This window comes from Actinosynnema sp. NPDC053489 (assembly GCF_044544865.1).
Taxonomy (GTDB): domain Bacteria; phylum Actinomycetota; class Actinomycetes; order Mycobacteriales; family Pseudonocardiaceae; genus Actinosynnema.
On record NZ_JBITXT010000008.1, the window covers coordinates 266318 to 292214 of the forward strand.

At 72.2% G+C, this 25897-nt stretch carries 24 protein-coding genes; 23 read left to right on the forward strand and 1 reads right to left on the reverse strand.

Annotated elements, in window-relative coordinates:
• Positions 1-75: 75 nt before the first annotated feature.
• The 8 genes from mraZ (at position 76) to murD (ending at position 9832) form a co-directional block, all read left to right on the forward strand.
• Positions 76-507, forward strand: a complete 432-nt coding sequence (mraZ, locus tag ACIGNX_RS20900; RefSeq protein ID WP_073899631.1) for a division/cell wall cluster transcriptional repressor MraZ — start codon at positions 76-78, stop codon at positions 505-507.
• Between the two features lie 170 nt (positions 508-677).
• Positions 678-1625: a 16S rRNA (cytosine(1402)-N(4))-methyltransferase RsmH gene (gene rsmH, locus ACIGNX_RS20905; RefSeq protein ID WP_396542466.1), complete on the forward strand. Its 948-nt coding sequence runs from the start codon at positions 678-680 to the stop codon at positions 1623-1625.
• Complete coding sequence (locus tag ACIGNX_RS20910; protein ID WP_396542318.1) at positions 1622-2293, forward strand: hypothetical protein; 672 nt, start codon at positions 1622-1624, stop codon at positions 2291-2293. Before rsmH ends, ACIGNX_RS20910 begins: the two co-directional genes overlap by 4 nt.
• Positions 2294-2360: 67 nt before the next feature.
• Positions 2361-4271 carry a peptidoglycan D,D-transpeptidase FtsI family protein gene (locus tag ACIGNX_RS20915; protein WP_396542319.1) on the forward strand — a complete coding sequence of 637 codons (1911 nt, stop codon included), beginning with the start codon at positions 2361-2363 and terminating at the stop codon, positions 4269-4271.
• Positions 4272-4363: 92 nt separating this feature from the next.
• A complete protein-coding gene (locus tag ACIGNX_RS20920) occupies positions 4364-5920 on the forward strand; it encodes a UDP-N-acetylmuramoyl-L-alanyl-D-glutamate--2,6-diaminopimelate ligase (protein WP_396542467.1) in 1557 nt (518 codons plus the stop codon).
• Positions 5917-7377, forward strand: a complete 1461-nt coding sequence (gene murF / locus ACIGNX_RS20925; protein WP_396542320.1) for a UDP-N-acetylmuramoyl-tripeptide--D-alanyl-D-alanine ligase — start codon at positions 5917-5919, stop codon at positions 7375-7377. The genes ACIGNX_RS20920 and murF overlap by 4 nt, the downstream gene beginning before the upstream one ends.
• A complete protein-coding gene (gene mraY, locus ACIGNX_RS20930; RefSeq protein WP_396542321.1) occupies positions 7374-8462 on the forward strand; it encodes a phospho-N-acetylmuramoyl-pentapeptide-transferase in 1089 nt (362 codons plus the stop codon). Before murF ends, mraY begins: the two co-directional genes overlap by 4 nt.
• 2 nt (positions 8463-8464) lie before the next feature.
• The gene (gene murD / locus ACIGNX_RS20935) at positions 8465-9832 is read left to right on the forward strand and encodes a UDP-N-acetylmuramoyl-L-alanine--D-glutamate ligase (protein ID WP_396542322.1); all 1368 of its coding nucleotides are present in this window, start codon (positions 8465-8467) and stop codon (positions 9830-9832) included.
• On the opposite strand, the gene ACIGNX_RS20940 is transcribed toward murD, so the two are convergent.
• Positions 9817-10119, reverse strand: a complete 303-nt coding sequence (locus tag ACIGNX_RS20940) for a hypothetical protein (protein WP_396542323.1) — start codon at positions 10117-10119, stop codon at positions 9817-9819. The genes murD and ACIGNX_RS20940 overlap by 16 nt on opposite strands.
• A gap of 102 nt (positions 10120-10221) precedes the next feature.
• Here ACIGNX_RS20940 and ACIGNX_RS20945 point away from each other — a divergent pair, with 102 nt between their 5' ends.
• The 15 genes from ACIGNX_RS20945 to ileS all read left to right on the forward strand — a co-directional run bounded on the left by ACIGNX_RS20945 (position 10222) and on the right by ileS (position 25756).
• Entirely contained in the window at positions 10222-11070 is an 849-nt protein-coding gene (locus ACIGNX_RS20945; RefSeq protein WP_396542324.1) for a helix-turn-helix domain-containing protein, read from the forward strand.
• 18 nt (positions 11071-11088) lie between these two features.
• Positions 11089-11319 (forward strand): DUF397 domain-containing protein, encoded by a 231-nt coding sequence (locus ACIGNX_RS20950; RefSeq protein ID WP_396542325.1) that lies wholly within the window; start codon positions 11089-11091, stop codon positions 11317-11319.
• A gap of 61 nt (positions 11320-11380) precedes the next feature.
• Positions 11381-12832, forward strand: coding sequence for a putative lipid II flippase FtsW (gene ftsW / locus ACIGNX_RS20955; RefSeq protein ID WP_396542326.1), 1452 nt, complete (start codon positions 11381-11383; stop codon positions 12830-12832).
• A 42-nt stretch (positions 12833-12874) separates the two neighbouring features.
• A complete protein-coding gene (gene murG, locus ACIGNX_RS20960; RefSeq protein ID WP_396542327.1) occupies positions 12875-13978 on the forward strand; it encodes an undecaprenyldiphospho-muramoylpentapeptide beta-N-acetylglucosaminyltransferase in 1104 nt (367 codons plus the stop codon).
• On the forward strand, positions 13975-15384 hold the full coding sequence (gene murC, locus ACIGNX_RS20965) for a UDP-N-acetylmuramate--L-alanine ligase (RefSeq protein ID WP_396542328.1): 1410 nt from the start codon (positions 13975-13977) through the stop codon (positions 15382-15384). Before murG ends, murC begins: the two co-directional genes overlap by 4 nt.
• 39 nt (positions 15385-15423) lie before the next feature.
• The gene (locus ACIGNX_RS20970; RefSeq protein WP_396542329.1) at positions 15424-16185 is read left to right on the forward strand and encodes a cell division protein FtsQ/DivIB; all 762 of its coding nucleotides are present in this window, start codon (positions 15424-15426) and stop codon (positions 16183-16185) included.
• Between the two features lie 77 nt (positions 16186-16262).
• Entirely contained in the window at positions 16263-16775 is a 513-nt protein-coding gene (locus tag ACIGNX_RS20975) for a DinB family protein (protein WP_396542330.1), read from the forward strand.
• A 209-nt stretch (positions 16776-16984) separates the two neighbouring features.
• Positions 16985-18319, forward strand: a complete 1335-nt coding sequence (ftsZ, locus tag ACIGNX_RS20980; RefSeq protein ID WP_396542331.1) for a cell division protein FtsZ — start codon at positions 16985-16987, stop codon at positions 18317-18319.
• Positions 18320-18524: 205 nt separating this feature from the next.
• On the forward strand, positions 18525-19229 hold the full coding sequence (gene pgeF / locus ACIGNX_RS20985; protein WP_396542332.1) for a peptidoglycan editing factor PgeF: 705 nt from the start codon (positions 18525-18527) through the stop codon (positions 19227-19229).
• Positions 19226-19924, forward strand: a complete 699-nt coding sequence (locus ACIGNX_RS20990) for a YggS family pyridoxal phosphate-dependent enzyme (RefSeq protein WP_396542333.1) — start codon at positions 19226-19228, stop codon at positions 19922-19924. Before pgeF ends, ACIGNX_RS20990 begins: the two co-directional genes overlap by 4 nt.
• Before the next feature lie 70 nt (positions 19925-19994).
• Positions 19995-20612, forward strand: coding sequence for a cell division protein SepF (locus ACIGNX_RS20995; RefSeq protein WP_396542334.1), 618 nt, complete (start codon positions 19995-19997; stop codon positions 20610-20612).
• A 20-nt stretch (positions 20613-20632) separates the two neighbouring features.
• Positions 20633-20923: a YggT family protein gene (locus ACIGNX_RS21000; protein ID WP_366196226.1), complete on the forward strand. Its 291-nt coding sequence runs from the start codon at positions 20633-20635 to the stop codon at positions 20921-20923.
• A gap of 51 nt (positions 20924-20974) precedes the next feature.
• A complete protein-coding gene (locus tag ACIGNX_RS21005; protein WP_073899667.1) occupies positions 20975-21790 on the forward strand; it encodes a DivIVA domain-containing protein in 816 nt (271 codons plus the stop codon).
• A gap of 28 nt (positions 21791-21818) precedes the next feature.
• On the forward strand, positions 21819-22343 hold the full coding sequence (locus ACIGNX_RS21010) for a hypothetical protein (RefSeq protein WP_396542335.1): 525 nt from the start codon (positions 21819-21821) through the stop codon (positions 22341-22343).
• Positions 22344-22648: 305 nt separating this feature from the next.
• A complete protein-coding gene (gene ileS / locus ACIGNX_RS21015) occupies positions 22649-25756 on the forward strand; it encodes an isoleucine--tRNA ligase (protein ID WP_396542336.1) in 3108 nt (1035 codons plus the stop codon).
• Positions 25757-25897 lie beyond the last annotated feature (141 nt).

Here is a 25897-nt window from a genome sequence, read left to right on the forward strand (position 1 = left end):
GTGGCGCCCGGTGGGGCAGACGGGGGCTCCACTGCCGGTCGGAAGTGACGCTTCCGGCGTCGGGAGGTGGGCGCCGTGTTCCTGGGCACGCACTACCCGAGGCTGGACGACAAGGGCCGACTGACGCTGCCTGCGAAGTTCCGGGACGCGCTAGCGGGGGGTCTCATGGTCACCAAGGGCCAGGACCACTGCCTCTACGTGTTCCCCCGGGCCGAGTTCGAGCAGATGGCGCGCAAGGTGGCGGAGGCCCCATTCACCAACGAGGCCGTCCGCGCCTACCAGCGCTACTTGTTCGCCGGGACGGACGAGCAGCGTCCGGACGGCCAGGGCCGGGTGTCGATCGCACCGGAGCTGCGGCGGTACGCGGGGTTGACCAAGGAGTGCGTGGTCATCGGCGCGATCAACCGCCTGGAGATCTGGGACGCGCAGGCGTGGCAGCGCTACCTCGAGGAGCACGAGGACAGCTACGCCACGGCGCGCGAGGAGGTGCTGCCCGGCGTCTTCTAGATCGGCTGGATCGGCCGTTTGCTTCGAGGTTTCGGGTGCCGTGAGGCCTCGGTCCGCTCGGCTTTCGGCCCTGGCGCACCTTCCCCGGCGCCAGGTCCGACGGGCGGGCGGGGACCTGACGACACCCGAATTTCATGTCTGTGTGAGGGGGGACCATCGGAGGGGTGAACGTGGTGGAGCAGGCGCGTCACGTGCCGGTGCTGCTCGACCGCGTCCTGGACCTGCTGGCCCCCGCCCTGGCCGACCGCGACGCCGTCTTCGTCGACTGCACGCTGGGCCTGGGCGGCCACTCCGAAGCGGTCCTGCTGGCCCACCCGCGGGTGCGGTTGGTCGGGCTGGACCGCGACCCGCAGGCCATCGAGCTGTCCCGGCGGCGGCTGGCGCCGTTCGGCGACCGCGTGGAGTTCGTCCAGACCACCTACGACGGGATCGCCGAGGCCGTGGGCGGCGCGAAGGTCGACGGCATCCTGATGGACCTCGGGGTGTCCTCGTTGCAGCTCGACGCCGAGGAGCGCGGGTTCGCCTACGCCAAGGACGCGCCGCTGGACATGCGGATGAGCGCGGGCACCGGGATGACGGCGGCGGACGTGCTCAACACCTACCCGGTGGACGACCTGACGCGCATCCTGCGCGACTACGGCGAGGAGCGGTTCGCCCGCAAGATCGCCGGCGCCGTGGCGCGGGAGCGCGAGCGCGAACCGTTCACCACCAGCGGCCGGCTCGTCGAGCTGCTCTACGACGTGGTGCCCGCGGCGACCCGCCGCACGGGCGGCCACCCGGCGAAGCGGACGTTCCAGGCGCTGCGCATCGAGGTGAACCAGGAGCTGGAGTCGCTGCGCCTGGCGCTGCCCGCCGCGCTGTCCGTGCTCGCCGTCGGCGGCCGGATCGTCGTGGAGTCCTACCAGTCGTTGGAGGACCGGATGGTCAAGCGCGCGTTCGGCGCGCTGGCCACGTCCACCACGCCGCAGGACCTGCCGGTCGAGCTGCCCGGCCACGGTCCCCAGCTCCGGCTGGTGACCAGGGGCGCGGAGCAGGCGAACGAGCAGGAGGTCGAGCAGAACCCCAGGGCCGCCTCGGTGCGGCTCAGGGCGGCGGAACGCATCCGGGAGGCGACATGACCGCGCCGGCACGGACCGGTGGCGGGGTGCCGTCCCCCGCTCGTCCGTCCAAGCCCCGCGAGCGCGCGCTGAAGGCCGTGCCGGGGGACCGCAGGCGTTCGGCGGCGGCGGAGCGGGCCTACGCCCGGCGGGCGCAGCGCACGTCGCCCAAGCGCGGCCGGGCGGTGACGCGCCAGCCGACGGTGGCGCCCAAGGCCCCGTTCGTGGTGATGGTGATGCTCGTGCTCGGCGTGGGCATCGCGGCGATCATGTGGCTGTCCACCCAGGCGACCGCGGACTCGTACCGGTTGCAGGACGCGCGGGCCGAGGAGACCCGGCTCGCCCGGCAGGTCGAGCAGCTGCGGCGCGAGGTCGCGCTGGCCGAGTCGCCGCCCAGCCTCGCCGAGGCCGCGGCGAAGCTCGGCCTGGTGCCCGCGGGCGACCCGGCCCGGTTGCGGCAGCTCCCGGACGGGTCGGTCGAGGTGTACGGCAAGCCGTCCGCGGTCCAGCCGCCACCGCCGCCCACCACGACGACCACCGCGCCCTCGACCGCGCCCTCGGCGTCACCCGCCCAGGGCCAGGACCAGAACGCGCAGCAGCCCCCGCCCTCCCAGGGCCAGACGACGGGCCCGCAGCCGCCCGCCCAGGGGCAGCAGGCCGCCGGGCAGCAGCAGCCGCCCGCGGGGTGACCGCGCGGGTCGGCAGCCGCACCAGATCAGCCACAACCGTGGAACAGCCGGTACCAGGAGGTCAGTGATGCCGGGGCCCAGCCGGGGCAGGCCCGTGCGCCGTCCGTTGTCCGTCCGGGGGCCCGCACCCCGCAAGCGGCGCGGTGGCAACAGCCGGGTCCGCCTGGCCGTGGGCCGGCTGCTGCTGGTGGGCGCGCTGCTCCTGGCCGGGATCAAGCTGGTGCAGGTCCAGGGCTTCCAGGCCGAGGCGCTGTCGGCGCAGGCCGAGCAGCAGCGGGCCACCCAGATCGACATCCCCGCGCCGCGCGGTTCGATCCTCGACCGCAACGGCGGCCAGCTCGCGTTCAGCGTGGAGGCGCGCGCGCTCTACGTCGTGCCGCAGCGGATGCGCGCGGAGTGGGCGAAGGCGTTGAAGGCCGACCCGGACATCGGCAGCTTCGAGGACCGCATCGCCGACATGGCCGCGTTCATCGAGCAGACGCTCGGCAAGGAGGTCGCGGGCCAGAAGACCGACCGGGACACCATCCTCGCCAAGCTGTCGCGCGACACGACCTACGTGGAGCTGGTCGACAACGTCGACCCGGGCAAGGCCGCCGTCATCACCGAGAAGTACTACGACATCGGCTCCGAGTACCGGGCCGTGCGGGTGTACCCGAACGGCGAGCTGGCGTCGAACATCATCGGCGCGGCGAACTGGCGCAAGGACGCCGAGCCGCCCGCCACGCACGGCCTGCTGGGCCTGGAGATCTCCCAGGACAACCTGCTCGCCGGCCGCAAAGGGCTGCGGGTCGTCGACACCATGCAGGGCAACGACAACGTCGTCATCCCCGGGCCGGGCCGCTCGCGTGAGCTGGCCGCCGCCACCCCCGGCAAGAGCCTGGAGCTGACGCTGGACGTGGACACGCAGTACGCGTTGCAGCGCATGGTCACCGACTACACGAAGCTGACGGCGGCCCGCAGCGGGTCCGCGGTGGTGATGGACAGCCGCACGGGCGAGATCCTGGCGATGGCCAACGACAAGACGTTCGACCCGAACGACTTCGGCCGGGCCACCGAGGACCAGTTGCGCAACGTGGCGGTCACGTCGGTGTTCGAGCCGGGCTCGGTGAACAAGCTCGTCACCGCGGCGACGGCCATCGAGGACGGCATCTACCAGCCCGACAGCGTGCTGCGGGTCGACGGCAGCATCAAGGTCGCCGACCGGGTGATCGGCGACTGGTGGCAGCACGGCCCGCTGGACATGACGTTCACCGGCGTGTTCGCCAAGTCGTCCAACGTCGGCACGCTGCTCACCGCGCAGAAGATCGGCCAGGACCGCTACTCGGACATGCTGCGCAGGTTCGGGCTGGGCAAGCGCACGCAGTCCGGGCTGCCCGGCGAGGAGCCCGGGTACGTGCCGCCGTTGAACCAGTGGTCCGGGTCGACGTTCGGCAACCTGCCGATCGGGCAGGGCCTGAACATGACCCTGCTGCAGATGACGGGCATGTACCAGGCCATCGCGAACGACGGCGTGCGCATCGCGCCGCGGATCGTGCGCGCCGAGGTGTCGGCCGACGGCAGCCGCAAGGAGATCGCGCCGGCGGAGACGGAGCGGGTCGTGTCGCCGCAGACCGCCAAGACGGTCCGCGACATGTTCCGCGCCGTGGTGCAGAAGGCGCCGGGCGCGGACTCGACCCTCCAGAGCGGCACGGGCACGCCCGCGGCGCTGCCGGGGTACCAGATCACCGGCAAGACGGGCACGGCCCAGCAGATCGACCCCAAGTGCGACTGCTACAGCAGCTCGCAGTACTGGATCACGTTCGCCGGCATCCTGCCCGCCGACAACCCGCGGTACGTGGTCGGGATCATGCTCGACAACCCGACCGGCAACCCGCAGTCGGCCGCGCCGCTGTTCCACGACGTGGCGTCGTACCTGGCGCAGCGCTACCAGATCCCGATGTCGGCCGAGCAGAGCCCGATCGTGCCGCTGGTGCACTAGCCGCACCCCGCTTCACGTTGCCTTATGTCGAAATCCCTTCAGGTTCGAGCGCGGAAGGCCGGTCCGGAGTGGACGTGCCGGATGAACACTCTCTGTGCGCCGGTAGCCTTCCGCGCGTGCCTGCCAAGCTAGAGGGCAAGGTCGCGACCGCCCCGCCTCGCCCTTCCCGCACCCAGCCCGTTGCCGTGTCCGAGCTAGCCACGACCGTCGACGCGCACCTGACCGCTCCCGACCGGGCACACGTCCAGGTCAGCGGGGTGACGCTGCGCGCCCAGCACGTGCGCCCCGGCGACCTGTTCGCCGCGCTGCCGGGCACGCGGGTGCACGGCGCCGACTTCGCCGCCCAGGCCGTCGAGCACGGCGCGGTGGCCGTGCTGACCGACGCCGAGGGCGCGGCGAAGGTCGGGGACGTGCCCGTGCTGGTGCACCCGGACCCCCGGGCGGTCCTGGGCCGGCTGGCCGCGCGCGTCTACGGCGACCCGTCGACCAAGCTCGCCGTGTGGGGCGTGACCGGCACGTCCGGCAAGACCACCACCAGCTACATGATCGAGTCGGCGCTGCGGGCGGCCGGTCGCTCGACCGGGCTCATCGGCACGGTCGAGACGCGGATCGCGGGCGACCGGCTCGACAGCGCCCTCACCACCCCCGAGGCGCCCGACCTGCAGGCGCTGCTGGCCGTGATGGTCGAGCACGGCACCACGGACGTGGCCATGGAGGTCTCCAGCCACGCGCTGCGGCTGGGCCGGGTCGGCGGCGTGGGGTTCGCGGTCGGCGCGTTCACCAACCTCTCCCAGGACCACCTGGACTTCCACCCGGACATGGAGGACTACTTCCGGACCAAGGCCGAGCTGTTCGACGGCCGGGCCCGCGCCGAGGTGGTCTGCGTGGACGGTGACTGGGGCCCGCGCCTGGTCAAGGACCACACCGTCACGGTCGCGACCACCAAGCCCGCCGACTGGACGGCGTCCGACGTGGTGGTCACCGCCACCGGCGAGCAGTCGTTCACCGCGCACGGCCCGGGTGGCGTCGCGCTGGACGTCGAGCTGAGCCTGCCCGGCGACTTCAACGTGGCCAACGCCCTGCTGGCGATCGCCTGCCTGCGCACCGCCGGGGACGTCCCGCTCGACGCGATCCGCGAGGGCCTCGCCACCGTGCGGGTCCCGGGTCGCATGCAGCGCGTGGACGAGGGCCAGGACTTCACCGCGGTGGTCGACTACTCGCACAAGCCGGCCGCGGTCGCGCTGGCGCTGGCGGCGGTCCGCGCCCGCGCCACCGGCCGGGTCATCACCGTGCTGGGCTGCGGTGGCGACCGGGACACCGCCAAGCGCCCGCTCATGGGCGAGGAGGCGGCACGCCGCAGCGACGTCCTCGTGGTCACCGACGACAACCCGCGCAGCGAGGACCCGGCCGCGATCCGGGCCGCGATGCTGGCCGGCGCGCTGGCCGTGCCCGACGGCGAGCGCGGCGAGGTCGTGGAGGTCGGGGACCGCCGCCGCGCCATCGAGCACGCGGTGTCCCTGGCGCGGACCGGCGACGTGGTCGTGGTCGCCGGCAAGGGCCACGAGACCGGCCAGGAGGTAGCGGGCGTCGTTCACCCGTTCTCCGACGTGGACGCACTGACCGAGGCGATCAGAGGAGCCCTGCGGTGATCAAGCTGAGCCTCGCCGAGATCGCCGAGGTCGTCGGCGGCACGCTGCACCGGGCGACCGGCGACGAGCTGGTCACCGGCAGCGTCGAGTTCGACACCCGGGAGGTCACGCCCGGCGGCCTGTTCCTGGCGCTGCCCGGCGAGCGGGTCGACGGGCACGACTTCGCCGCCGAGGCCGTCACCCGCGGCGCGGTCGGCGTGCTGGCCGGGCGCGAGGTCGACGCGCCCGCCGTGATCGCGCCCCCGGTCGACAGGGCGCAGGGCAACGCCTACGTGCTGTCGGGCGACACCGACGGCGCGGGCGCGGCGGTGCTGGCCGCGCTGGCCAAGCTCGCCCGGCACGTCACGGACCGCCTGACGGACCTGACGATCGTGGGCGTGACCGGCTCCTCCGGCAAGACGTCCACCAAGGACCTCATCGCCCAGGTGCTCGCGCCGCTCGGGCCCACCATCGCGCCGCCCGGGTCGTTCAACAACGAGCTGGGCCACCCGTGGACGGCGCTGCGGGCCGACGAGAACACCCGCTTCCTGGTCCTGGAGCTGAGCGCGCGAGGCGTCGGGCACATCGCCGAGCTGTGCCGCGTCGCCGTGCCGCGCGTCGGTGCCGTGCTCAACGTCGGCAGCGCCCACCTGGGCGAGTTCGGGTCGCGGGAGGGCATCGCCCGGGCGAAGGGCGAGCTGGTCGAGGCGCTGCCCGAGGACGGCATCGCGGTCCTCAACGCCGACGACCCCCTGGTCGCGGGCATGGCGAGCCGCACGAAGGCCAAGGTCGTCCTCGTGGGCGAGAACCCGGCCGCGCAGGTCCGCGCCGAGGGCGTCGAGCTGGACCAGCAGGCCCGCGCCGGCTTCACGCTCGTCGCGCCGCAGGGCGAGGCCCGCGTGCGGCTGGCCGTGCACGGACCGCACCAGGTCGGCAACGCCCTCACCGCCGCCGCGATCGCGCTGGAGCTGGGCGCGACGCCGGAGCAGATCGCGGAGAGCCTCGGCAACGCCGAGCGGGTCTCCGCGCATCGCATGGCGGTCTCCGAACGTCCTGACGGTGTGACGATCGTCAACGACGCGTACAACGCCAACCCGGAATCGGTGCGAGCGGCGCTCAAGTCGCTGGCCACCATCTCCCGGGCGGCCACGCCGGCCCGCCGCAGCTGGGCGGTGCTGGGCCCGATGGCCGAGCTGGGCGCGGACTCGGTCCGCGCGCACGACGAGATCGGCCGGCTCGCGGTCCGCCTGGACATCAACAAGCTGGTCGTCGTCGGAGAGGACGCCCGCGCGATGCACCAGGGCGCGCACCTGGAAGGATCCTGGGGCGAAGAAGCGATCTTGGTGCCCGACGTGGCGGCGGCCGTCGAGCTGCTGCGCGACCAGGTGCGGCCGGGTGACGTCGTCCTGGTGAAGGCATCCAACTCATACGGCCTGTGGCGGGTTGCCGAGGCTCTCCTGGAGGCGGTCAGCAAGTGAAGAGCATCCTCATCGCGGCGGCCATCGCGCTGATCGCGTCGATCATGCTGACGCCCTACCTGATCAAGATCTTCTCCCGGCAGGGTTTCGGCCAGGAGATCCGCGAGGAGGGCCCGCAGAGCCACAAGACCAAGCGCGGCACGCCCACCATGGGTGGCGTCGCGATCCTGGTCGCGATGTGGGCGGGCTACCTCGGCGCGCACCTGGTCAACTCGATGTCGGCCGCCGCGCAGGACCAGACGCCCAGCGCGTCCGGCCTGCTCGTGCTGATGCTGACCACGTCCCTGGGCGTCGTCGGTTTCCTGGACGACTTCATCAAGATCCGCAAGCAGCGCAACCTGGGCCTGAACAAGACCGCGAAGCTCGTCGGCCAGTTCGTCGCCACGATCATCTTCGCGATCCTGGTCATGCAGTTCCCGAACAAGGAAGGGCTCACGCCCGCCTCGGTGCACCTGTCGTTCGTCCGCGACATCGCCGTGGTGTCGTTCGGCGTCGTCGGGTTCGTGGTGTTCTGCTACGCCGCGATCAGCGCGTGGTCCAACGCCGTGAACCTGACCGACGGCCTCGACGGTCTCGCCGGCGGCACGTCCGCGATGGTGCTCGGCACGTACGTGGTGATCAGCTTCTGGCAGTTCCGCTACAACTGCTCGAACCTGCTGGTGGCCGGCTGCTACGAGGTGCGCGACCCGCTGGACCTGGCGCTGGTGGCCGCCGCCGCGATGGCGGGCTGCATCGGCTTCCTGTGGTGGAACGCCGCGCCGGCGAAGATCTTCATGGGTGACACGGGCTCGCTCGCCCTGGGCGGCCTGGTCGCCGGCCTGTCGATCGCCACGCGCACCGAGCTGCTCATGGTCGTCATCGGCGGCATGTTCGTGGTCGAGGCGCTGTCGGTGGTGCTCCAGGTCGCGGTGTTCCGCACGTCGAGACGGCGGCTGTTCCGGATGGCGCCGTTCCACCACCACTTCGAGCTGGCCGGGTGGGCGGAAACCACGGTGATCATCCGGTTCTGGCTGCTCGCGGGCATGTGCTGCATGCTCGGGCTCGGCCTGTTCTACAGCGAGTGGCTGACCGCGGTCGAGAGCTGACGATGGGATTCCTCGCAGGTCGTCACGTCCTCGTCGCCGGTGCCGGGGTGACCGGCCGGTCCGCGGCGGAGGCGTTGCTGGCGGCGGACGCCGCCGTCACCGTGACCGACGGCTCGGCCGACCGGCTCGCCGCGCTGGAGCAGCTGCTGCCCGGCGTGACGCTGACCCCGGGGTTGGCGGAGCCGCCGCCCGGCACGGACCTCGTCGTGACCAGCCCGGGGTGGCGCCCGTCCAGCCCGTTGCTGGTGGCGGCGGCGCGGGCCGGGATCGAGGTGATCGGCGAGGTCGAGCTGGCCTGGCGGATGGGGCTGGAGCTGGCCGACCCGCCGACCTGGCTCGCCGTGACCGGGACCAACGGCAAGACCACGACGGTCGGGATGCTGGAGTCGGTCCTGCGCGCGGCCGGGATCGACGCGGTGGCGTGCGGCAACGTCGGGCTGCCCGTCGTGGACGCGCTGCTGGCCGGGCGCCGGGTGCTGGCGGTGGAGCTGTCGAGCTTCCAGCTGCACTGGTCACCGTCCGTGCGGCCGTTCGCCGGGGTGCTGCTGAACCTGGCCGAGGACCACCTGGACTGGCACGGCACGTTCGAGGCGTACGCGGCGGCGAAGGCCGGCGTGCTGACCGGCGAGGTCGCCGTCGGCGGGGTGGACGACCCGGTGGTGGCGGAGCTGCTGGCCTCGGCCCCGGCCGCCGCGCACGTCGGGTTCACGCTCGGGTCGCCCGAGGAGGGGCAGCTGGGCGTGCGGGACGGCCACCTGGTCGACCGCGCGTTCGGGCCGTCCGACGAGGTGCTGCTGCCGGTCGCCGACGTGCGGCCGGGCGGGCCGCCCGGGATCGCCGACGCGTTGGCGGCGGCGGCGCTGGCCCGCGCCCACGGCGTGTCTGCGGCGGCCGTGGCCCGCGGGTTGCGCGAGTTCCGGCCGGGCGCGCACCGGGCCGTGGTGGTGGCCACGGCCGACGGCGTCACGTACGTCAACGACTCGAAGGCCACGAACCCGCACGCGGCGGCGGCGTCGCTGCGGTCGCACGGGAGCGTCGTGTGGGTGGCCGGCGGGCTGCTCAAGGGCGCGTCGGTGGACGAGCTGGTCCGCGACGAGGGGCACCGGTTGCGGGGGGTGGTGCTGATCGGCGCGGACCGCGAGGTGATCGCCTCGGCGTTGGCCCGGCACGTGCCGTCGGTGCCCGTCACGGTGCTGGACGAGGCCACGATGGCCGACGCGGTGGCGGCGGCGCGGTCGATGGCGCGGGACGGGGACGCGGTCGTGCTGGCGCCGGCGGCGGCGTCGATGGACATGTTCACCGACTACGCGCACCGGGGCCAGGCGTTCGCGGACGCCGTGCTGGAACTGGTCGGTCAGCGCGCGGAGTGAGCCTCGAAGATCCGGTCGGGGTCCTTGAGGTAGGTGTGGGCGGAGTCGACGACCGCGCACGGCCAGGTCGTGCGGCAGGCCGGGCAGAGGCCCGAGGTGTCGGCCCGGTGGGTCGAGATCGTCCCCCGCAGAGCCGCGATCAGGCGGGGGACTTCGGCGCGGGCAACGGCGAGGACGGTGTCCTCGTCGGTGTCCTGGTCGTTGGTGAGCAGCTCGACGGTGTCCAGGTAGCCGAGCATGTCCTGGGTCAGCAGGTGGTGGGCGCGAGCGAGCGCAGCGGAGATCATGCGGAGAACCGTGGCCCAAGACATGCCAACCTGCAATATCCCACTCCGGCATATTCTGAAGTTCACCCATTCGGTATGGCATATTGCGGATAGCCTGAATGCATGACGCAAGCCAACACCGGGCCTGGTGTCCGGAGGCGACTGCTGGCCAAGGCGCTGATCCAACTCCGTGAACAGGCCGGCAAGAACTTCGACGACGTGGTGGAGGCGCTGGCCTTCTCCAAGTCGAAGATCAGTCGGATCGAGGCGGGTGCCAGCGGGGTGTCCATTGTGGATGCCCGTGCGCTCGGCAGGCTCTACGGCGCGGACGAGGACAAGCTGGCGTGGCTGGAGCGCTTGGCCCGCATCGCCAAGCAGCGTGGTCGCTGGCACGTGTTCGGTGACGGGTTGGTCGACTGGTTCTCGGACTTCGTGGTGCTGGAATCGGAAGCCACGATGATCAACACCTTCGAGATCGACCTCATCCCCGGTCTGTTCCAAACCGAGGAATACGCGGCGATGGTGCTCCGGGCCTATTCGCCGGACGTCCCCGACGAAGTGGTCCAGCGGAAGGTCGCACTGCGGCAGACGCGCCAGAACCGGGTCACCGACGGTTCGCTCTCGGTGTGGGCGATCGTGGACGAGGCAGCCCTCCGGCGCACCACCGGAGACCGAGAGGTGGACCGCCGGCAATTGGAGCGCCTGCTCGGCATGTCACTGCTGACCAATGTGGTGATCCAGGTGCTGCCCTTCGACAAAGGGCTCCACATGGCGATGGGCACCGCGTTCTCGCTGCTGCGCTTCCACGGTTACCCGAGCATCGTCTACGTGGACAACCTGACCGGAGGCGTCTATCTGGACGAAGCCGCTGACCTGGAGCGGTATAGCCTGGTCCTGGATCACCTCAGGGCCACCGCGCTCACCGTGCGGGAGTCGGCCGAGTTCGTCAAGGGCGTGATCGCTGATCTCTAGCTCGTCCTGGGAGCCGTGATGTGGTCGGAGTGGCGCAAGAGCAGTCGCAGCAACGGCGCGGGCGGCAACTGCGTCGAGGTGGCCACGTGGCGCAAGAGCAGCCGGAGCAACGGAGCCGGGAACTGCGTCGAGGTGGCCTCGTCGGCTGACGCGTTCCGGGTCCGGGACAGCAAGAACGCCACCGGTCCGGTCCTGCGGTTCGGCGGTCGGGCGATGGGGAGCTTCCTCGAAGCCGTCAAGCGGGGATAAATATCGCTGACACGCGCCCGATTGTCGGCGGTCGCCGCCGTGCTCGGGAGACGATGTGCCCATGACTGCGGTGGACCGGACCCCGGTGGAGCGACCGCCACGTGCACCACGGCGTGGTGGGCGGGCGGTCGCGGTGCGGACTTCGTTGACCGCGTGGCTCGGCCGGCCGCTGGCGGACTTCCACCTGCTGCTCGCCGTCTTCGGCATGCTGACCGTGCTCGGCCTGATCATGGTGCTCTCGGCGTCCGCGCCGGGCGAGGTGGCGGAGGGCGCGTCGGCCTACAGCGTCTTCAAGAAGCAACTGCTGTACGTCGGCGTCGGCGCGGTGGTGTTCCTAGTCGTCCTGCGCGTGCCGCTGCGCGCGATCCGGCACGGCAGCACGATGGCGATGCTCGTCTGCGTCATCCTGCTCGTCCTGGTGCTGACCCCGCTCGGCTCCGTCCTGGGCGGCGCGCAGTCGTGGTTCTCCGTCGGCCCCATCTCGTTCCAGCCGATCGAACCGGCGAAGCTCGCCCTGGCGCTGTGGGGCGCGCACGTCCTGGTCACCAAGCGGGCGCTGCTCGACCAGTACCGGCACCTGCTGGTCCCGGTCGTGCCGGTGGCGATGCTGGTCTTCGCGCTGGTGATGCTCCAACCCGACCTCGGCGGCACGATCACGCTCGGTGTCGTGCTGATCAGCCTGCTGTGGTTCGTCGGCGCGCCGATGCGGATCTTCGGCGTCATCGCGATCGGCGCGGCGACCGGCGCGCTGGTGCTGGCGCTCGGCGCGGCCTACCGGCTGCAACGCGTGCAGACCTTCCTGAACCCCGAGGCCGACCCGCAGGGTGCCGGCCTCCAGGCGCTCCAGGCGCTGTACGCGCTGGCGGAGGGCGGGTTCTTCGGCAAGGGCCTCACCAACGGCAGCTCGAAGTGGCGTTACCTGCCCAACGTGCACAGCGACTTCATCTTCGCCGTGATCGGCGAGGAGCTGGGCTTCATCGGCTGCCTGCTGGTGCTCGGCCTGTTCGCCCTGCTCGCGGTGGTCGGGCTGCGGATCGCGGCGCGCAACACCGACCCGTGGATCCGCATGGTGGCCGCGACGCTGACGGTGTGGCTGGTCGCGCAGGCCGCGATCAACATCGGCTACGTCGTGCAGTTGCTGCCGGTCACCGGCATCACGCTGCCGATGATCTCCTCGGGCGGCACGTCGGTCGTCACCACGATGTTCGTGTTCGGCATCCTCGCCAACTGCGCCCGCCACGAGCCCGAAGCGGTCTCGGCGCTGCGGTCCCTCGGCCCCGGTCGGGTCGGCGGCGTGCTGAAGCTGCCCGCGCCCGAGGTCTACAAGCCGCCGCCGAAGCGCCGTCCGGTGCGGCCCTCGCCGCCGCCGCGCAGCCGCAAGGCCGCGCCGCCGCCCGTGGACGAGCGGAGGATGGCCGGCCGTCACGCTCCGCCGTCGGAGTACCGTCGTCGCGAATCCCGGAAGGCCGGCCAGGACCGGGACGTGCGGTCCAGGCGGCGTGACGGGCGTTAGCGGTACCGGTGCGAGCGGTACATCGACGCGAGGAGGAAGTGCGTGACCGGGGTTCCCCAGCAGGCCGGACCGTGCGTGGTGGTCGCCGGAGGCGGCACCGCCGGGCACATCGAGCCCGCCCTGGCCCTGGCCGACGCCGTCATGCGGCTCCGGCCCGACGCGCGGGTGGTGGCGCTCGGCACGGAGCGCGGCCTGGAGAACAGGCTCGTGCCCGCACGCGGCTACCCGCTGGAGCTGATCCCGCCGGTGCCGATGCCGCGCAAGCCGACGGCGGACCTGCTCAAGCTCCCGCTGCGGGTGCGCGGCGCGGTCAAGCACACCCGTGAGGTGCTGGAACGGGTGCGCGCGGACGTCGTGGTCGGCTTCGGCGGCTACGTCGCCCTGCCCGCGTACCTCGCCGCCCGCGGCCGGGTGCCGATCGTGGTGCACGAGGCCAACGCCAAGGCGGGCCTGGCCAACAAGGTCGGCGCGAAGTTCGCCGAGCGCGTCGCCGCCGCCGTGCCCGACTCGGGCCTGACCGACGCCGAGATCATCGGCATCCCGCTGCGCTACTCGATCACCTCGCTCAAGCGCGCCGAACTGCGGCAGCAGGCCCGCGCCCACTTCGGCCTGCACCCGACCGCGCCGACGCTGCTGGTGTTCGGCGGTTCGCAGGGCGCGCGGTCGATCAACAACGCGGTGTCCGGCGCCGCGCCCGCGTTCGCCCAGGCCGGCATCGCGGTGCTGCACGCGCACGGGCCCAAGAACACCGTCGCGGTGCAGTCGGTGCCGGGCGCGCCGCCGTACGTGCCGGTGCCGTACCTGGACCGGATGGACCTGGCCTACGCGGCGGCGGACGCGGTGCTGTGCCGGTCCGGCGCGATGACGGTGGCGGAGGTGTCGGCCGTGGGCCTGCCCGCGGTGTTCGTGCCGCTGCCGCACGGCAACGGCGAGCAGGCGCTCAACGCCGGTCCCGTCGTCTCGGCGGGCGGCGGCCTGCTCGTGCCCGACGAGCAGCTCACGCCCGAGTGGATCTCGGCGAACGTCGTGCCGCTGGTGTCCGACCGCAACCGCCTGGCCGCGATGACCACCGCCACGCTGAGCACCGGCCACCGCGAGGCCGACGAGGTGCTGGCCCGCATGGTGCTCGAGGTGATCAAGAAGTGAGCGACGTCCTGGAGCGGGTCCACCTCGTCGGCATCGGCGGCGCCGGCATGAGCGGCATCGCCCGCATCCTCCTCGCCCGCGGCGCGCGGGTCTCCGGTTCCGACGCCAAGGACTCGCGCACCGTGCTCGCGCTGCGGGCGCAGGGCGCGGCCATCGCGATCGGCCACGACGGCGCGAACCTCGACCAGCTGCCCGGCGGCCCGACGGCGGTCGTGGTGTCCACCGCGATCCGCGAGGACAACCCCGAGCTGGTCGCGGCCCGCGCGCGGGGCGCGGTCGTGCTGCGGCGCGCCGAGGCGCTGGCCGCGCTGATGCTCGACCACCGGGTGGCCTGCGTCGCCGGCACGCACGGCAAGACGTCGACCACCTCCATGCTCACCGTCGCCCTCCAGCACTGCCGGATGGACCCGTCGTTCGCGATCGGCGGCGACCTCAACGAGTCCGGTGCCAACGCCCACCAGGGCACCGGCGGCGTCTTCGTCGCCGAGGCCGACGAGAGCGACGGCTCGTTCCTGTACTTCGCGCCCTCGGTGGCGGTGGTCACCAACGTCGAGGCCGACCACCTCGACCACCACGGCACGGTCGACGCGTACGTGGCGGTGTTCGACTCGTTCCTGGAGCGGATCCGGCCCGAGGGCGTGCTGATCGCGTGCGCGGACGACGCGGGCTCGGCGGCGCTGGCCGAGCGGGCCGCGAAGCTCGGCATCCGGGTCCGGACCTACGGCCGCACGGCCACCGGCGCGGGTTCCGCGCGGCTGCTGGACTACCGGCCCGTCGACTCCGGTGGCGTGGCCCGGGTCGAGCTGGCCGGCGAGGACGGCAACGAGGTGCTGGACGTGCGCGTGGCCGTGCCCGGCGAGCACATGGCGGGCAACGCCGTCGCCGCGCTGCTCGCCGCGCTGGAACTCGGCGCGGACCGCGAGGGCGTGCTGGTCGGCCTGGCCGCGTTCGGCGGCGTCCGGCGGCGGTTCGAGTTCAAGGGCGAGGCCGGAGGAGTGCGGGTCTACGACGACTACGCGCACCACCCGACCGAGGTCGCCGCCCAGATCGCCGCCGCGCGCCCCGTCGCGGGCGAGGGCAAGCTGCTCGTCGTGTTCCAACCGCACCTGTACTCGCGGACCCGGCTGTTCGCCGAGGAGTTCGCGGCGGCGCTCAGCACGGCGGACGCCGTCGTGGTGCTCGACGTCTACGGCGCGCGCGAGGAGCCGGAGCCGGGTGTCAGCGGCGCGCTGATCTCCGGCCTGGTGTCGCTGGACGTCGGCGAGGTCGTCTACGAGCCGTCGTTCGACAAGGTGCCCGCGCTGGTCGCGAGCATGGTCGGGGAGGGCGACCTGGTGGTGACCATGGGCGCGGGCGACGTGACCATGCTCGGGCCGGAGATCGTCGGGGAGCTGGACCGGGCATGAGCGCATCGGTCGACCGCGCCGCGCCGGGCGAGGCGTGACGTGAGCACGCAGGCGCCGCGTCGTCGTGCGGGCGCGGGTTCCGGTCCCGCCGCCCGCCCGGCGGCGCGTCGCCGTCCGCCGCGCCGCCCCACGCGCGCCGCCCTGTACCGGCGCAAGGTGATCCGCCGCCGGGTGGGCGCGGTGCTCGGCATGCTCGTGGTGACGATCGTCGTGTGCACGGTCTGGTTCACCCCCGCGCTGGGCGTGCGCGAGGTCGAGGTGCTCGGGACCGCCGACCTGACCGCGGACGAGGTCCGCGTGGCCGCCGCGATCGAGCCCGGCACGCCGTTGGTGCAGCTGGACGTCGACGCGATCGCCGCGCGGGTCCGCGAGCTGCCGCGCGTCGCGGGGGTCGAGGTGGAGCGGGCGGTGCCCGGCACCGTGCGGCTGACCGTGGACGAGCGGGAGCCGGTGGCCGTGATCACGACTTCCGGCGGGGTGCACCTGGTCGACGTGACGGGCAAGGACTACGCCACCGTCGTGCAGCCGCCGGAGGGGATGCCGGAGCTGAAGGTGCCGGCGGACGTGGTGGCCCCGGCGGTGAGCGTGCTCACGCAGTTGCCCGGGGCGCTGCGCGAGGACGTGCTGGTCGTGACGGCCGACTCGCCGTCGGACATCCGGCTGGGCCTGACCGGCGGTCGCGAGGCCCGCTGGGGTTCGTCGGCGAACACCCCGCGCAAGGCCGCGGTGCTCGCCGTGCTGATGACCCGCAAGGGCAGCGTGTTCGACGTCTCCAGCCCGGAGTTGCCGACCGTCTCCTAGCCGTCCAGGCGCCGCGGAACGCCTTGCCGGGTTTTAAACGCGTCGTGCGGCGCGCATTGTGCGGCAATACTCACACCATGACGGAGACGCGGGTGGACACCCGACCACCGGTTCCCTACACCGGTGACGAGCGCACGCTTTTGTGCGCTTTCCTCGACTACCTGCGCGGCACGATCGAGGTCAAGTGCGCGGGCCTGTCCGACGAGGCCGCGAGCCGTTCGGTGCTCCCTTCCCAGCTCACGACGGCCGCCGGGGTGGTCAAGCACCTGCGCTGGGTCGAGCACTACTGGTTCGAGGTGGTCCTCGGCGGGCGGCCCTCGCGCGTGCCGTACACCCGCGAGGACCCGGACGCGGACTGGCGCGTCGAGCCGGGGGAGACGATCTCCGGATTGCTGGCCGACTACGCTGCGCAGTGCACGGCGAGTCGGGAACTCGTCGCGGGCCTCGACCTCGACCACGAGGTGGTGTCCCGCGGTGACACCAGGCTTTCCGCGCGCTGGGTGCTGATCCACCTGATCGAGGAGACGGGGCGGCACGCAGGGCACCTGGACGCGGTGCGGGAGCTGCTCGACGGCGTGACCGGCGAGTAGAGACCGCTCACCCGGTCAGGACACAACACGGCGTGGCTGCTGGACCGAGGCATTCGCGATGCATAACGTCCAGCAGGAACATACGGGGTTGACATAACTCTGAACCTCTGGTTGAGGGTTTCAATCCGGGTGGAGATCCGTCCGGGCTGTGACACCGGTGGTCATCCACTCCAGCACATGAGCACGGACACGATCAGGAAGGCGGACCGATGACGCCCCCGCACAACTACCTCGCGGTGATAAAGGTCGTCGGCATCGGCGGTGGCGGCGTCAACGCCGTCAACCGCATGATCGAGGTCGGGCTCAAGGGCGTCGAGTTCATCGCGGTGAACACCGACGCCCAGGCGCTGCTCATGTCGGATGCCGACGTGAAGCTCGACATCGGCCGCGAACTCACCCGCGGCCTCGGCGCAGGCGCCAACCCCGAAGTCGGCCACAAGGCCGCCGAAGACCACCGCGAGGAGATCGAGGAAGTCCTCAAGGGCGCGGACATGGTGTTCGTGACCGCCGGTGAGGGCGGCGGCACGGGCACCGGTGGCGCACCCGTGGTCGCCTCGATCGCCCGCAAGCTCGGCGCGCTGACCATCGGCGTGGTGACGCGGCCGTTCTCGTTCGAGGGCAAGCGCCGCGCCAAGCAGGCCGAGGAGGGCATCCAGGCCCTGCGCAACGAGTGCGACACGCTCATCGTGATCCCGAACGACCGGCTGCTGCAGCTCGGTGACATCGGTGTCTCGCTGATGGACGCGTTCCGCTCGGCGGACGAGGTGCTGCTGTCCGGTGTGCAGGGCATCACCGACCTCATCACCACGCCGGGTCTGATCAACCTCGACTTCGCCGACGTGAAGTCGGTCATGTCCGGCGCGGGCAGCGCGTTGATGGGCATCGGCTCGGCGCGCGGCGAGGGCCGGGCGGTGTCGGCCGCGCAGAAGGCGATCAACTCGCCGCTGCTGGAGGCGTCGATGGAGGGTGCGCACGGCGTGCTGCTGTCGATCGCCGGCGGCAGCGACCTCGGGTTGTTCGAGATCAACGAGTCGGCCTCGCTGGTGCAGGAGGCCGCGCACCCCGACGCGAACATCATCTTCGGTACGGTCATCGACGACTCGCTCGGCGACGAGGTGCGGGTGACGGTGATCGCGGCCGGGTTCGACAGCGGTGGGCCGACGCACAAGAAGCTGGAGCCGCAGGCGCTGTCCAGCCCGGCGCGGGGCACACCGGTGGCCCCGGCGGTCGCGGGTCAGGTGAACCACGACCCGCAGCCCGTGGCGCAGGTGCAGCAGTCCCAGGTGCAGCAGCCCCCCGTCCAGCAGCCGCAGGTGCAGCAGCCGCAGCCCGTGGCGCAGGTGGAGCAGCCGGTCGTGCCGCCGCGCCCGACCGTGCCGCAGCAGCCGGTGCAGGGCGGCCAGCCGACCTACGGCACCCCGCAGCCGACGATCCCCCGGTCCCTGTCGCAGGGCGGCACGAGCGGCTCGCTGCCGAGCCGCGTCGTCCCCGTGACCGACGACCCCGACGACGAGGTGGACGTCCCCCCCTTCATGCGCCGCTGACCGCGAGAGTCCTACGTCCAGCACGCGAGAGTCCTACGTTCAGGACCCCCGAGTTCAACGCTCAGATGCCGCTCAGCCGGCACCAGGGCCGGGCTCGGGGGTCCTGAGCGTTGAACTCAGGTGCTCCGAACGTAGGACTCTCGCGGCATGAGCGTTGGACTCACGCGGGCTGGGGGTTGGACTCCCGGTCTGGGAAGCTGGTGGGGTGCGCATCCGTCGTGTGGTGACCACCCGGGAGGGTGGGGTGTCCCAAGGGCCGTTCGACTCCTTCAACCTCGGCGACCACGTCGGTGACGACCCGGCGGCCGTCGCGGCGAACCGGCGGCGGCTCGCCGACGGCATCGGGCTCGAGCCCGAACGGCTCGTCTGGATGGAACAGGTGCACGGCCGCACGGTCGGCGTCGTGGACGGGCCGGTCGACGGGCCGCTGGAGGCCACGGACGCCGTGGTGACCCGCGCCGAACGGCTCGCGCTCGTCGTCCTCACCGCCGACTGCGTGCCGGTGCTCCTCGGCGACCCCGAAGCCGGTGTCGTCGCCGCCGTCCACGCCGGACGCGTCGGCGCACGCGTCGGCGTCCTCCCGGCCACCCTGGACCGCATGGCCGAGCTGGGCGCCCGCACCGACCGCGTCGAGGCCCTCCTCGGCCCGGCCGTCTGCGGCCAGTGCTACGAGGTGCCCGCCGCCATGCGCGACGACGTCGAGCGGCACCTGCCGGGCAGCGCCTCCAAGACCCGCTCCGGCAAGCCCGCCCTCGACCTGCGCGCGGGCCTGTGGCAGCAGCTCGCGGACGCGGGCGTCGGCAAGGTCGGCGTCGACCCCCGCTGCACGGTCGAGGAGAAGTCCCTCTTCAGCCACCGCCGCGACCCGGGCACGGGGCGGCTCGCCGGCGTCGTCTGGGTGGAACCGTGAACCGCCACGACGAGCTGGCCCTGTCGCTGGCCGAGGTCAGGGAGCGCATCGACCGCGCCTGCGCGGCAGCCGGGCGGTCGACCGACGAGGTCGAGCTGCTGGCCGTCACCAAGACCTTCCCGGCGTCGGACGTGGCGATCCTCAGCGACCTCGGCCTCACCGCCTTCGCCGAGAACCGCGACCAGGAGGCGAGCCGCAAGACCGCCGAGTTCGCCGAGCTGCGCCCGGGCGCGCCCGCCCGGTGGCACATGGTCGGCTCGCTGCAGCGCAACAAGGCGAAGTCCGTGCTGCGCTGGGCCGACCGGGTCGACACCGTCGACTCCGCCCGGCTCGCCGACGCCCTCGCCAGGGCCGCCACCGCGCCGGTCGAGGTCCTGCTCCAGGTCAGCATCGACGGTGACGAGGCCCGCGGTGGGCACCCCATCGGTGACCTTCCGCGATTGGCCGATCACGTAGCACGAACGGATGAACTTGTTCTGCGCGGTGTGATGACCGTCGCACCCCTCGGGATGTCTCCACAGCAGGCGTTTGCCGCTCTATACGAAGCGGTAACCCGCTTGCGGGCCGATCATCCCGGTGCCACCGTGATCTCGGCGGGGATGAGCGGTGACCTGGAGGATGCGATCGCGCACGGATCCACGTGCGTGCGTGTCGGAACAGCGTTGCTGGGCAGCCGGAGACTAGCCTCGCCGTAACTGTCCGGAACCTCTGGGACGACCGCGACGTCCTTGCGGGTAGGGATCTCGGCGGAGGAAGGGCTCGTACATGAGCGGGTTTCACAAGCTGAAGGCCTACTTCGGGATGGTTCCCGCCGAGTACGCCGACGACCCGTCCGCCTACGACGACGACCGTCGCTACGCGGAGTACCGATCCGAGTACGCCGACGCCGACGACTACGAGCCGTACCCGGAGCAGCGCACGGCGCGCCGCCGTTCCTTCAACGGCTACCGCGCCGAGCTGGACGACACCGACGGCTACGAGCCCGAGCGCGGCACCCGGTCGCGCCGGCCGTGGACCCCGGAGACGCACGGCGCGCTGGCCGTGGAGCCGCAGCGCGAGCCCGCGAGCAGGCTGCGGCCCGCCGCGGAGCCCGCGAGCACCCCGCTCGGCCGCATCACCACGCTGCACCCGCGCAGCTACAACGAGGCGCGGACCATCGGCGAGCACTACCGCGACGGCACACCGGTGATCATGAACCTCACCGACATGGACGACGCGGACGCCAAGCGGCTGGTGGACTTCGCGGCCGGTCTGGCCTTCGCGCTGCGCGGCTCGATCGACAAGGTCACCAACAAGGTGTTCCTTCTCTCACCGCCCAACATCGACGTCACGGCGGAGGACCGCAGGAGGCTCGCGGAGGGCGGGTTCCTCAGCCAGGGCTGACTGGTGGCACAGTTGAGCACGTGGATGCCCTCTGGCTCGTGGTCTACTACGTGTTGTTCTCGTTCTGGCTGCTGCTCACGGCGCGTGTCGTCGTGGAGCTCGTCCGTAGTTTCGCCAGGGGATGGCGGCCTGCGGGCGGGGTGGCGGTGGCGCTTGAGACCGTCTACACCGTGACCGACCCCCCGGTCCGCTTGCTGCGTCGGATCATCCCGACCGTGCGGATCGGGGGCGTCGGTCTGGACTTGTCCATTATTGTGCTGTTGCTGGTCGTTATCATTCTGATGCGAGTAGCCGATCCCAGGCCGTTGTGAGGGGACAGGGTCCAGGGATCTCCACAGCCCAGGAGTGCGTGAGGTGATCTGATGCCGTTGACCCCCGCGGACGTGCACAACGTCGCGTTCAGCAAGCCGCCGATTGGCAAGCGGGGCTACAACGAGGACGAGGTGGACGCGTTCCTCGACCTGGTTGAGGGCGAACTGGCCCGCCTGATCGAGGAGAACAACGACCTGCGCCAGCAGGTCGAGCAGCTCGACCAGCAGGTCGAGACCGCGCGTGCCGACCTCGAAGACGCCAGGGCGAAGGTCGCCGCAGGCGTCGGCCCGAGCCGCGTCGTGGACGAGCCCCGCAGGCTCGCGCCGGTGCCGCCCCCCTCGGCGCTGGAGCAGACCTCGCCCGGCGGTGGTGGTGACCACCACGTGCAGGCGGCCAAGGTCCTGGGCCTCGCCCAGGAGATGGCCGACCGGCTCACCGGTGAGGCCAAGGCCGAGGCCGACGGGATGCTGTCGGAGGCCCGGACGAAGTCCGAGCAGCTGTTGTCCGAGGCGCGGGCCAAGGCCGACACGATGGTCAACGAGGCGCGCACGCGTGCCGAGACCATGCTCAACGACGCGCGGACCCGCGCCGAGACGCTGGAGCGGCAGGCCCGCGAGAAGGCCAGCGCGCTCGACCGCGACGCGCAGCGCAAGCACGCCGAGGTGATGGGGAACATCACCCAGGAGAAGAACACGCTCGAGAAGCAGATCGACAAGCTGCAGACCTTCGAGCGCGAGTACCGCACCCGGCTCAAGACGATGCTCGAGTCGTCCCTGCGCGACCTGCAGGACCGCGGCCCCGCCGCGCCGTCCGACGGCCGCCAGCAGGGCGGGTACTCGTTCGGCGCGCGCGCCGAGGCCGGCTGATCGGCGCCGCTGATCTAGTCTGCTGCACGTGCTGTACGCAGTCCTGCTGTTGGTGCTGGCAGCCCTCGGCCTGCTCGTGCCCGCGCTGACCACGGCCCAGACGCACTGGGCGTGGTTGTCCGTGGGCGCGAGCGGCGCCGCTGCCGCGGTCCTGGCGCTCGACTGGTGGCTCCGCCGCCGGTCGGGCCCGGGGGCTGCCGGCACCGCGGTGGTCGATCACCAGGTTAGCGGTGGTGATCGACGACCCGGGTCGGAGGGCACCGGGGACGAACCCGCCGGAAGTCCACCCGATCAGGCACTTTCCGAGCCTGCCGAGGAAGACGTGGACGCCGCCGACGCGCTGGTCGTGAGCGAACTCACGGACGAGGTCCGCGTGCTGGACGAGCGCCCGCGCTACCACCTCGCCGACTGCTCCTGGCTCGCCGGGCGCACGTCCCTGGGCCTGCCCGTGGACGAGGCCCGCCGGCTCGGCTTCACGCCGTGCGCGGTGTGCCGGCCGGACGGACGTCTGGCGGACCGCGAGCGGACCGCCACCGCGTCGGAACCGGACTAGCCGACCGGTCATGGATCGGGTCCCGGCACCCCGAGGCCCGAAGTGGGCCGCACGGGAGTCGCCGCGCATACCGGTTTGCGCGGTTCGGCTACCCTTGGTGGTAGCACGGCGTCGATCCGGCCATCACCGGGGAGCCTCCGGAAGAACGGGCGCGAGCCCCAGTAGAACCGGACGGGTGCGGCCCGTCACAGCCGTCGAAGAGTGGCCAGAGCCCTCGTGCCCTGGCAAGCGGGGTGGTACCGCGGTGCGCCGTGACCGGCGTGTCGTCCCCGTGAGCCGGTTGGACGCACGCGAGGAGCTGCACGATGGCCTACCCGAAGGCAGGTGGGGGTTCCGTCCCCTCCCAGCCGTCCTTCCCCGCCCTCGAGGAGGGCGTGCTCGACTTCTGGAAGTCCGACGGGACGTTCCAGGCGTCGATCGACGCCCGACCGGCCGGGGACAACGGGGCGAACGAGTTCGTCTTCTACGACGGCCCGCCCTTCGCCAACGGCCTGCCGCACTACGGTCACCTGCTCACCGGCTACGTCAAGGACGTCGTCCCGCGCTACCAGACCATGCGGGGCAAGCACGTCGAGCGCCGGTTCGGCTGGGACACCCACGGCCTGCCCGCCGAGGTGGAGGCGGAGAAGCAGCTCGGGTTCTCGTCCAAGAGCGAGATCGAGGCGTTCGGGATCGAGAAGTTCAACGAGGTCTGCCGCACGTCGGTGCTCCGGTACACCGACCAGTGGCGCGACTACGTGACCCGGCAGGCCCGCTGGGTGGACTTCGACAACGACTACAAGACCCTCGACCTGGACTACATGGAAAGCGTCATGTGGGCCTTCAAGACCCTGTGGGACAAGGGCCTGGTCTACGAGGGCTTCCGGGTGCTCTGGTACTGCTGGCGCTGCGAGACGCCGCTGTCCAACACCGAGACCAAGATGGACGACACCTACCGGGACCGGCAGGACCCGGCGGTGACCGTCGGCCTGCGCCTGGAGACCGGCGAGCTGGCCCTGATCTGGACCACCACGCCGTGGACGCTGCCGTCCAACCTCGCCGCCGCCGTGCACCCGGACGTCGACTACGTGACGGTCGAGGCGAACGGCGAGCGCTACCTGCTCGCCGAGGCCCGGGTCGGCGCGTACGCCCGCGAGCTGGGCGAGGACCCGCCGGTCGTGGCCCGCTGCAAGGGCTCGGACCTGGTCGGGCGCCGGTACGCGCCGCCGTTCGACTTCTTCGTCGGCCGGGAGAACGCGCACCAGGTGCTGGCCGCCGACTACGTCACCACCGAGGACGGCACGGGCGTGGTGCACATCGCGCCCGCGTTCGGCGAGGAGGACAAGGTCGTCACGGACGCGGCGGGCATCGAGGTCGTCGTGCCGGTCGACGCGCACGGCCGCTTCACCGCCGAGGTGCCGCCGTACGAGGGGCTCCAGGTCTTCGAGGCGAACAAGCCGATCATCCGTGACCTGAGGGAAGCGGGCCTGCTGCTGCGCCACGAGACCTACGACCACCCGTACCCGCACTGCTGGCGGTGCGACAACGCGCTCATCCAGCGCGCGGTCTCGTCGTGGTTCGTGGCGGTGACGCGGTTCAAGGACCGGATGGTCGAGCTGAACCAGCAGATCAACTGGGTGCCCGAGCACATCCGGGACGGCCAGTTCGGCAAGTGGCTGGAGAACGCCCGCGACTGGAACATCTCCCGCAACCGGTTCTGGGGCTCGCCGATCCCGGTGTGGGTGTCGGACGACCCGGCGTACCCGCGGGTGGACGTCTACGGCTCGCTGGACGAGCTGGAGCGCGACTTCGGCGTGCGCCCGACCGACCTGCACCGGCCGGTGATCGACACCCTGACCCGGCCGAACCCGGACGACCCGACCGGGCGGTCGACCATGCGGCGGGTGCCCGAGGTGCTGGACTGCTGGTTCGAGTCCGGCTCGATGTCGTTCGCCCAGGTGCACTACCCGTTCGAGAACCGCGAGTGGTTCGAGGACCACTACCCGGGCGACTTCATCGTCGAGTACAACGGCCAGACGCGCGGCTGGTTCTACACCATGCACGTGCTGGCCACGGCGCTGTTCGACCGGCCGGCGTTCCGCAACTGCGTGGCGCACGGGATCGTGCTGGGCGACGACGGGCAGAAGATGTCCAAGTCGCGTCGGAACTACCCGGACGTGAACGAGGTGTTCGAGCGGGACGGCTCGGACGCGATGCGCTGGTTCCTGATGGCGTCGCCGATCCTGCGCGGCGGCGACCTGGTGGTGACCGAGCGCGGCATCCGCGACGCGGTGCGCCAGGCCGTGCTGCCGTTGTGGAACTCCTGGTACTTCCTGGCCCTGTACGCCAACGCGGACGGGGTCGAGGGGACGTGGCGGACGGACTCGGCGCACGTGCTGGACCGGTACGTGCTGGCGAAGGCGCACGACCTGGTGGCCGGCGTGACCGCGCAGCTGGACGCCTACGACGTCTCGGGCGCGTGCGCGTCGATCCGGGAGTTCCTGGAGGTGCTGACGAACTGGTACGTGCGGCGCTCGCGCGACCGGTTCTGGGCCGGCGAGCGGGACGCGATCGACACGCTGCACACGGTGCTGGAGGTGGTGTGCCGGGTGGCCGCGCCGCTGCTGCCGCTGACCACCGAGTCGGTGTGGCGGGGGCTGACCGGCGGCCGGTCGGTGCACCTGGCCGACTACCCGGTGGCCGCGGACCTGCCCGCCGACGACGCCCTGGTGGCCGCGATGGACCAGGTGCGGCAGGTGGCGTCCACGGCGCTGTCGCTGCGCAAGTCCAACAAGCTGCGGGTGCGGTTGCCGCTGGCGAAGCTGGTGATCGCGGCGGCGGACGTGGCGCAGCTGGAGCCGTTCACCGAGGTCCTGCGGGACGAGGTGAACGTCAAGGAGGTCGAGCTGACCACGGACGTGGACGCGCACGGCCACTTCCAGCTCGCGGTCAACGCCCGCGCCGCCGGGCCCCGGCTCGGGCCGGACGTGCAGAAGGTCATCAAGGCCGTGAAGGCCGGTGACTGGCAGGAGGTCGACGGCCGGGTGGTGGCCGCCGGGGTCGAGCTGTTCCCGGAGGAGTACGAGCAGCGGCTGGTCGCCACCGACCAGGGCGCGACGGCGGCGCTGCCCGACAGCGGCGGCCTGGTCGTGCTGGACACGGTGGTGACCGAGGAGCTGGCGGCCGAGGGCGTCGCGCGGGACCTGGTGCGCGTGGTGCAGCAGGCCCGCAAGGACGCCGGGCTCGACGTGTCCGACCGGATCTCGCTGACGGTGCAGGTGCCGTCGGAGGTGGCCGGCGCGGTGCGGCGGTTCGAGGCGTTCGTGCGGGAGGAGACGCTCGCGGACTCGGTCGGGTACGCGGACGTCGCCGAGGGCTCGGAGGGCGTCGTCGGCGAGGGCCGGAAGGTCCGCGTGGCGGTCGCCCGGGTCTGAGCGCCGGGTCCCACCGGGGGTGGGGGGGGGGCGGCCCCCCCCCCCCCCGGGGGCCCCCCGCGCCCCCCCCCGGGGGGGGGGGGGGGGGGCACATAAAAGACGGGGTGGGCCCGCCGCCCGGGGGCCCCCCCCGGGTGACCC

Excerpts from the sequence above, each read along its gene's own strand:
- ACIGNX_RS20910 (WP_396542318.1), top strand. The coding sequence starts at position 1,622 with ATGACCGCGCCGGCACGGACCGGTGGCGGGGTGCCGTCCCCCGCTCGT.
- ACIGNX_RS20915 (WP_396542319.1), top strand. The coding sequence starts at position 2,361 with ATGCCGGGGCCCAGCCGGGGCAGGCCCGTGCGCCGTCCGTTGTCCGTC.
- murD (WP_396542322.1), top strand. The coding sequence starts at position 8,465 with ATGGGATTCCTCGCAGGTCGTCACGTCCTCGTCGCCGGTGCCGGGGTG.
- ACIGNX_RS20940 (WP_396542323.1), bottom strand. The coding sequence starts at position 10,119 with ATGATCTCCGCTGCGCTCGCTCGCGCCCACCACCTGCTGACCCAGGAC.
- ACIGNX_RS20945 (WP_396542324.1), top strand. The coding sequence starts at position 10,222 with ATGACGCAAGCCAACACCGGGCCTGGTGTCCGGAGGCGACTGCTGGCC.
- ACIGNX_RS20950 (WP_396542325.1), top strand. The coding sequence starts at position 11,089 with ATGTGGTCGGAGTGGCGCAAGAGCAGTCGCAGCAACGGCGCGGGCGGC.
- ftsW (WP_396542326.1), top strand. The coding sequence starts at position 11,381 with ATGACTGCGGTGGACCGGACCCCGGTGGAGCGACCGCCACGTGCACCA.
- ACIGNX_RS20975 (WP_396542330.1), top strand. The coding sequence starts at position 16,263 with ATGACGGAGACGCGGGTGGACACCCGACCACCGGTTCCCTACACCGGT.
- ftsZ (WP_396542331.1), top strand. The coding sequence starts at position 16,985 with ATGACGCCCCCGCACAACTACCTCGCGGTGATAAAGGTCGTCGGCATC.
- ACIGNX_RS20995 (WP_396542334.1), top strand. The coding sequence starts at position 19,995 with ATGAGCGGGTTTCACAAGCTGAAGGCCTACTTCGGGATGGTTCCCGCC.
- ACIGNX_RS21005 (WP_073899667.1), top strand. The coding sequence starts at position 20,975 with ATGCCGTTGACCCCCGCGGACGTGCACAACGTCGCGTTCAGCAAGCCG.
- ileS (WP_396542336.1), top strand. The coding sequence starts at position 22,649 with ATGGCCTACCCGAAGGCAGGTGGGGGTTCCGTCCCCTCCCAGCCGTCC.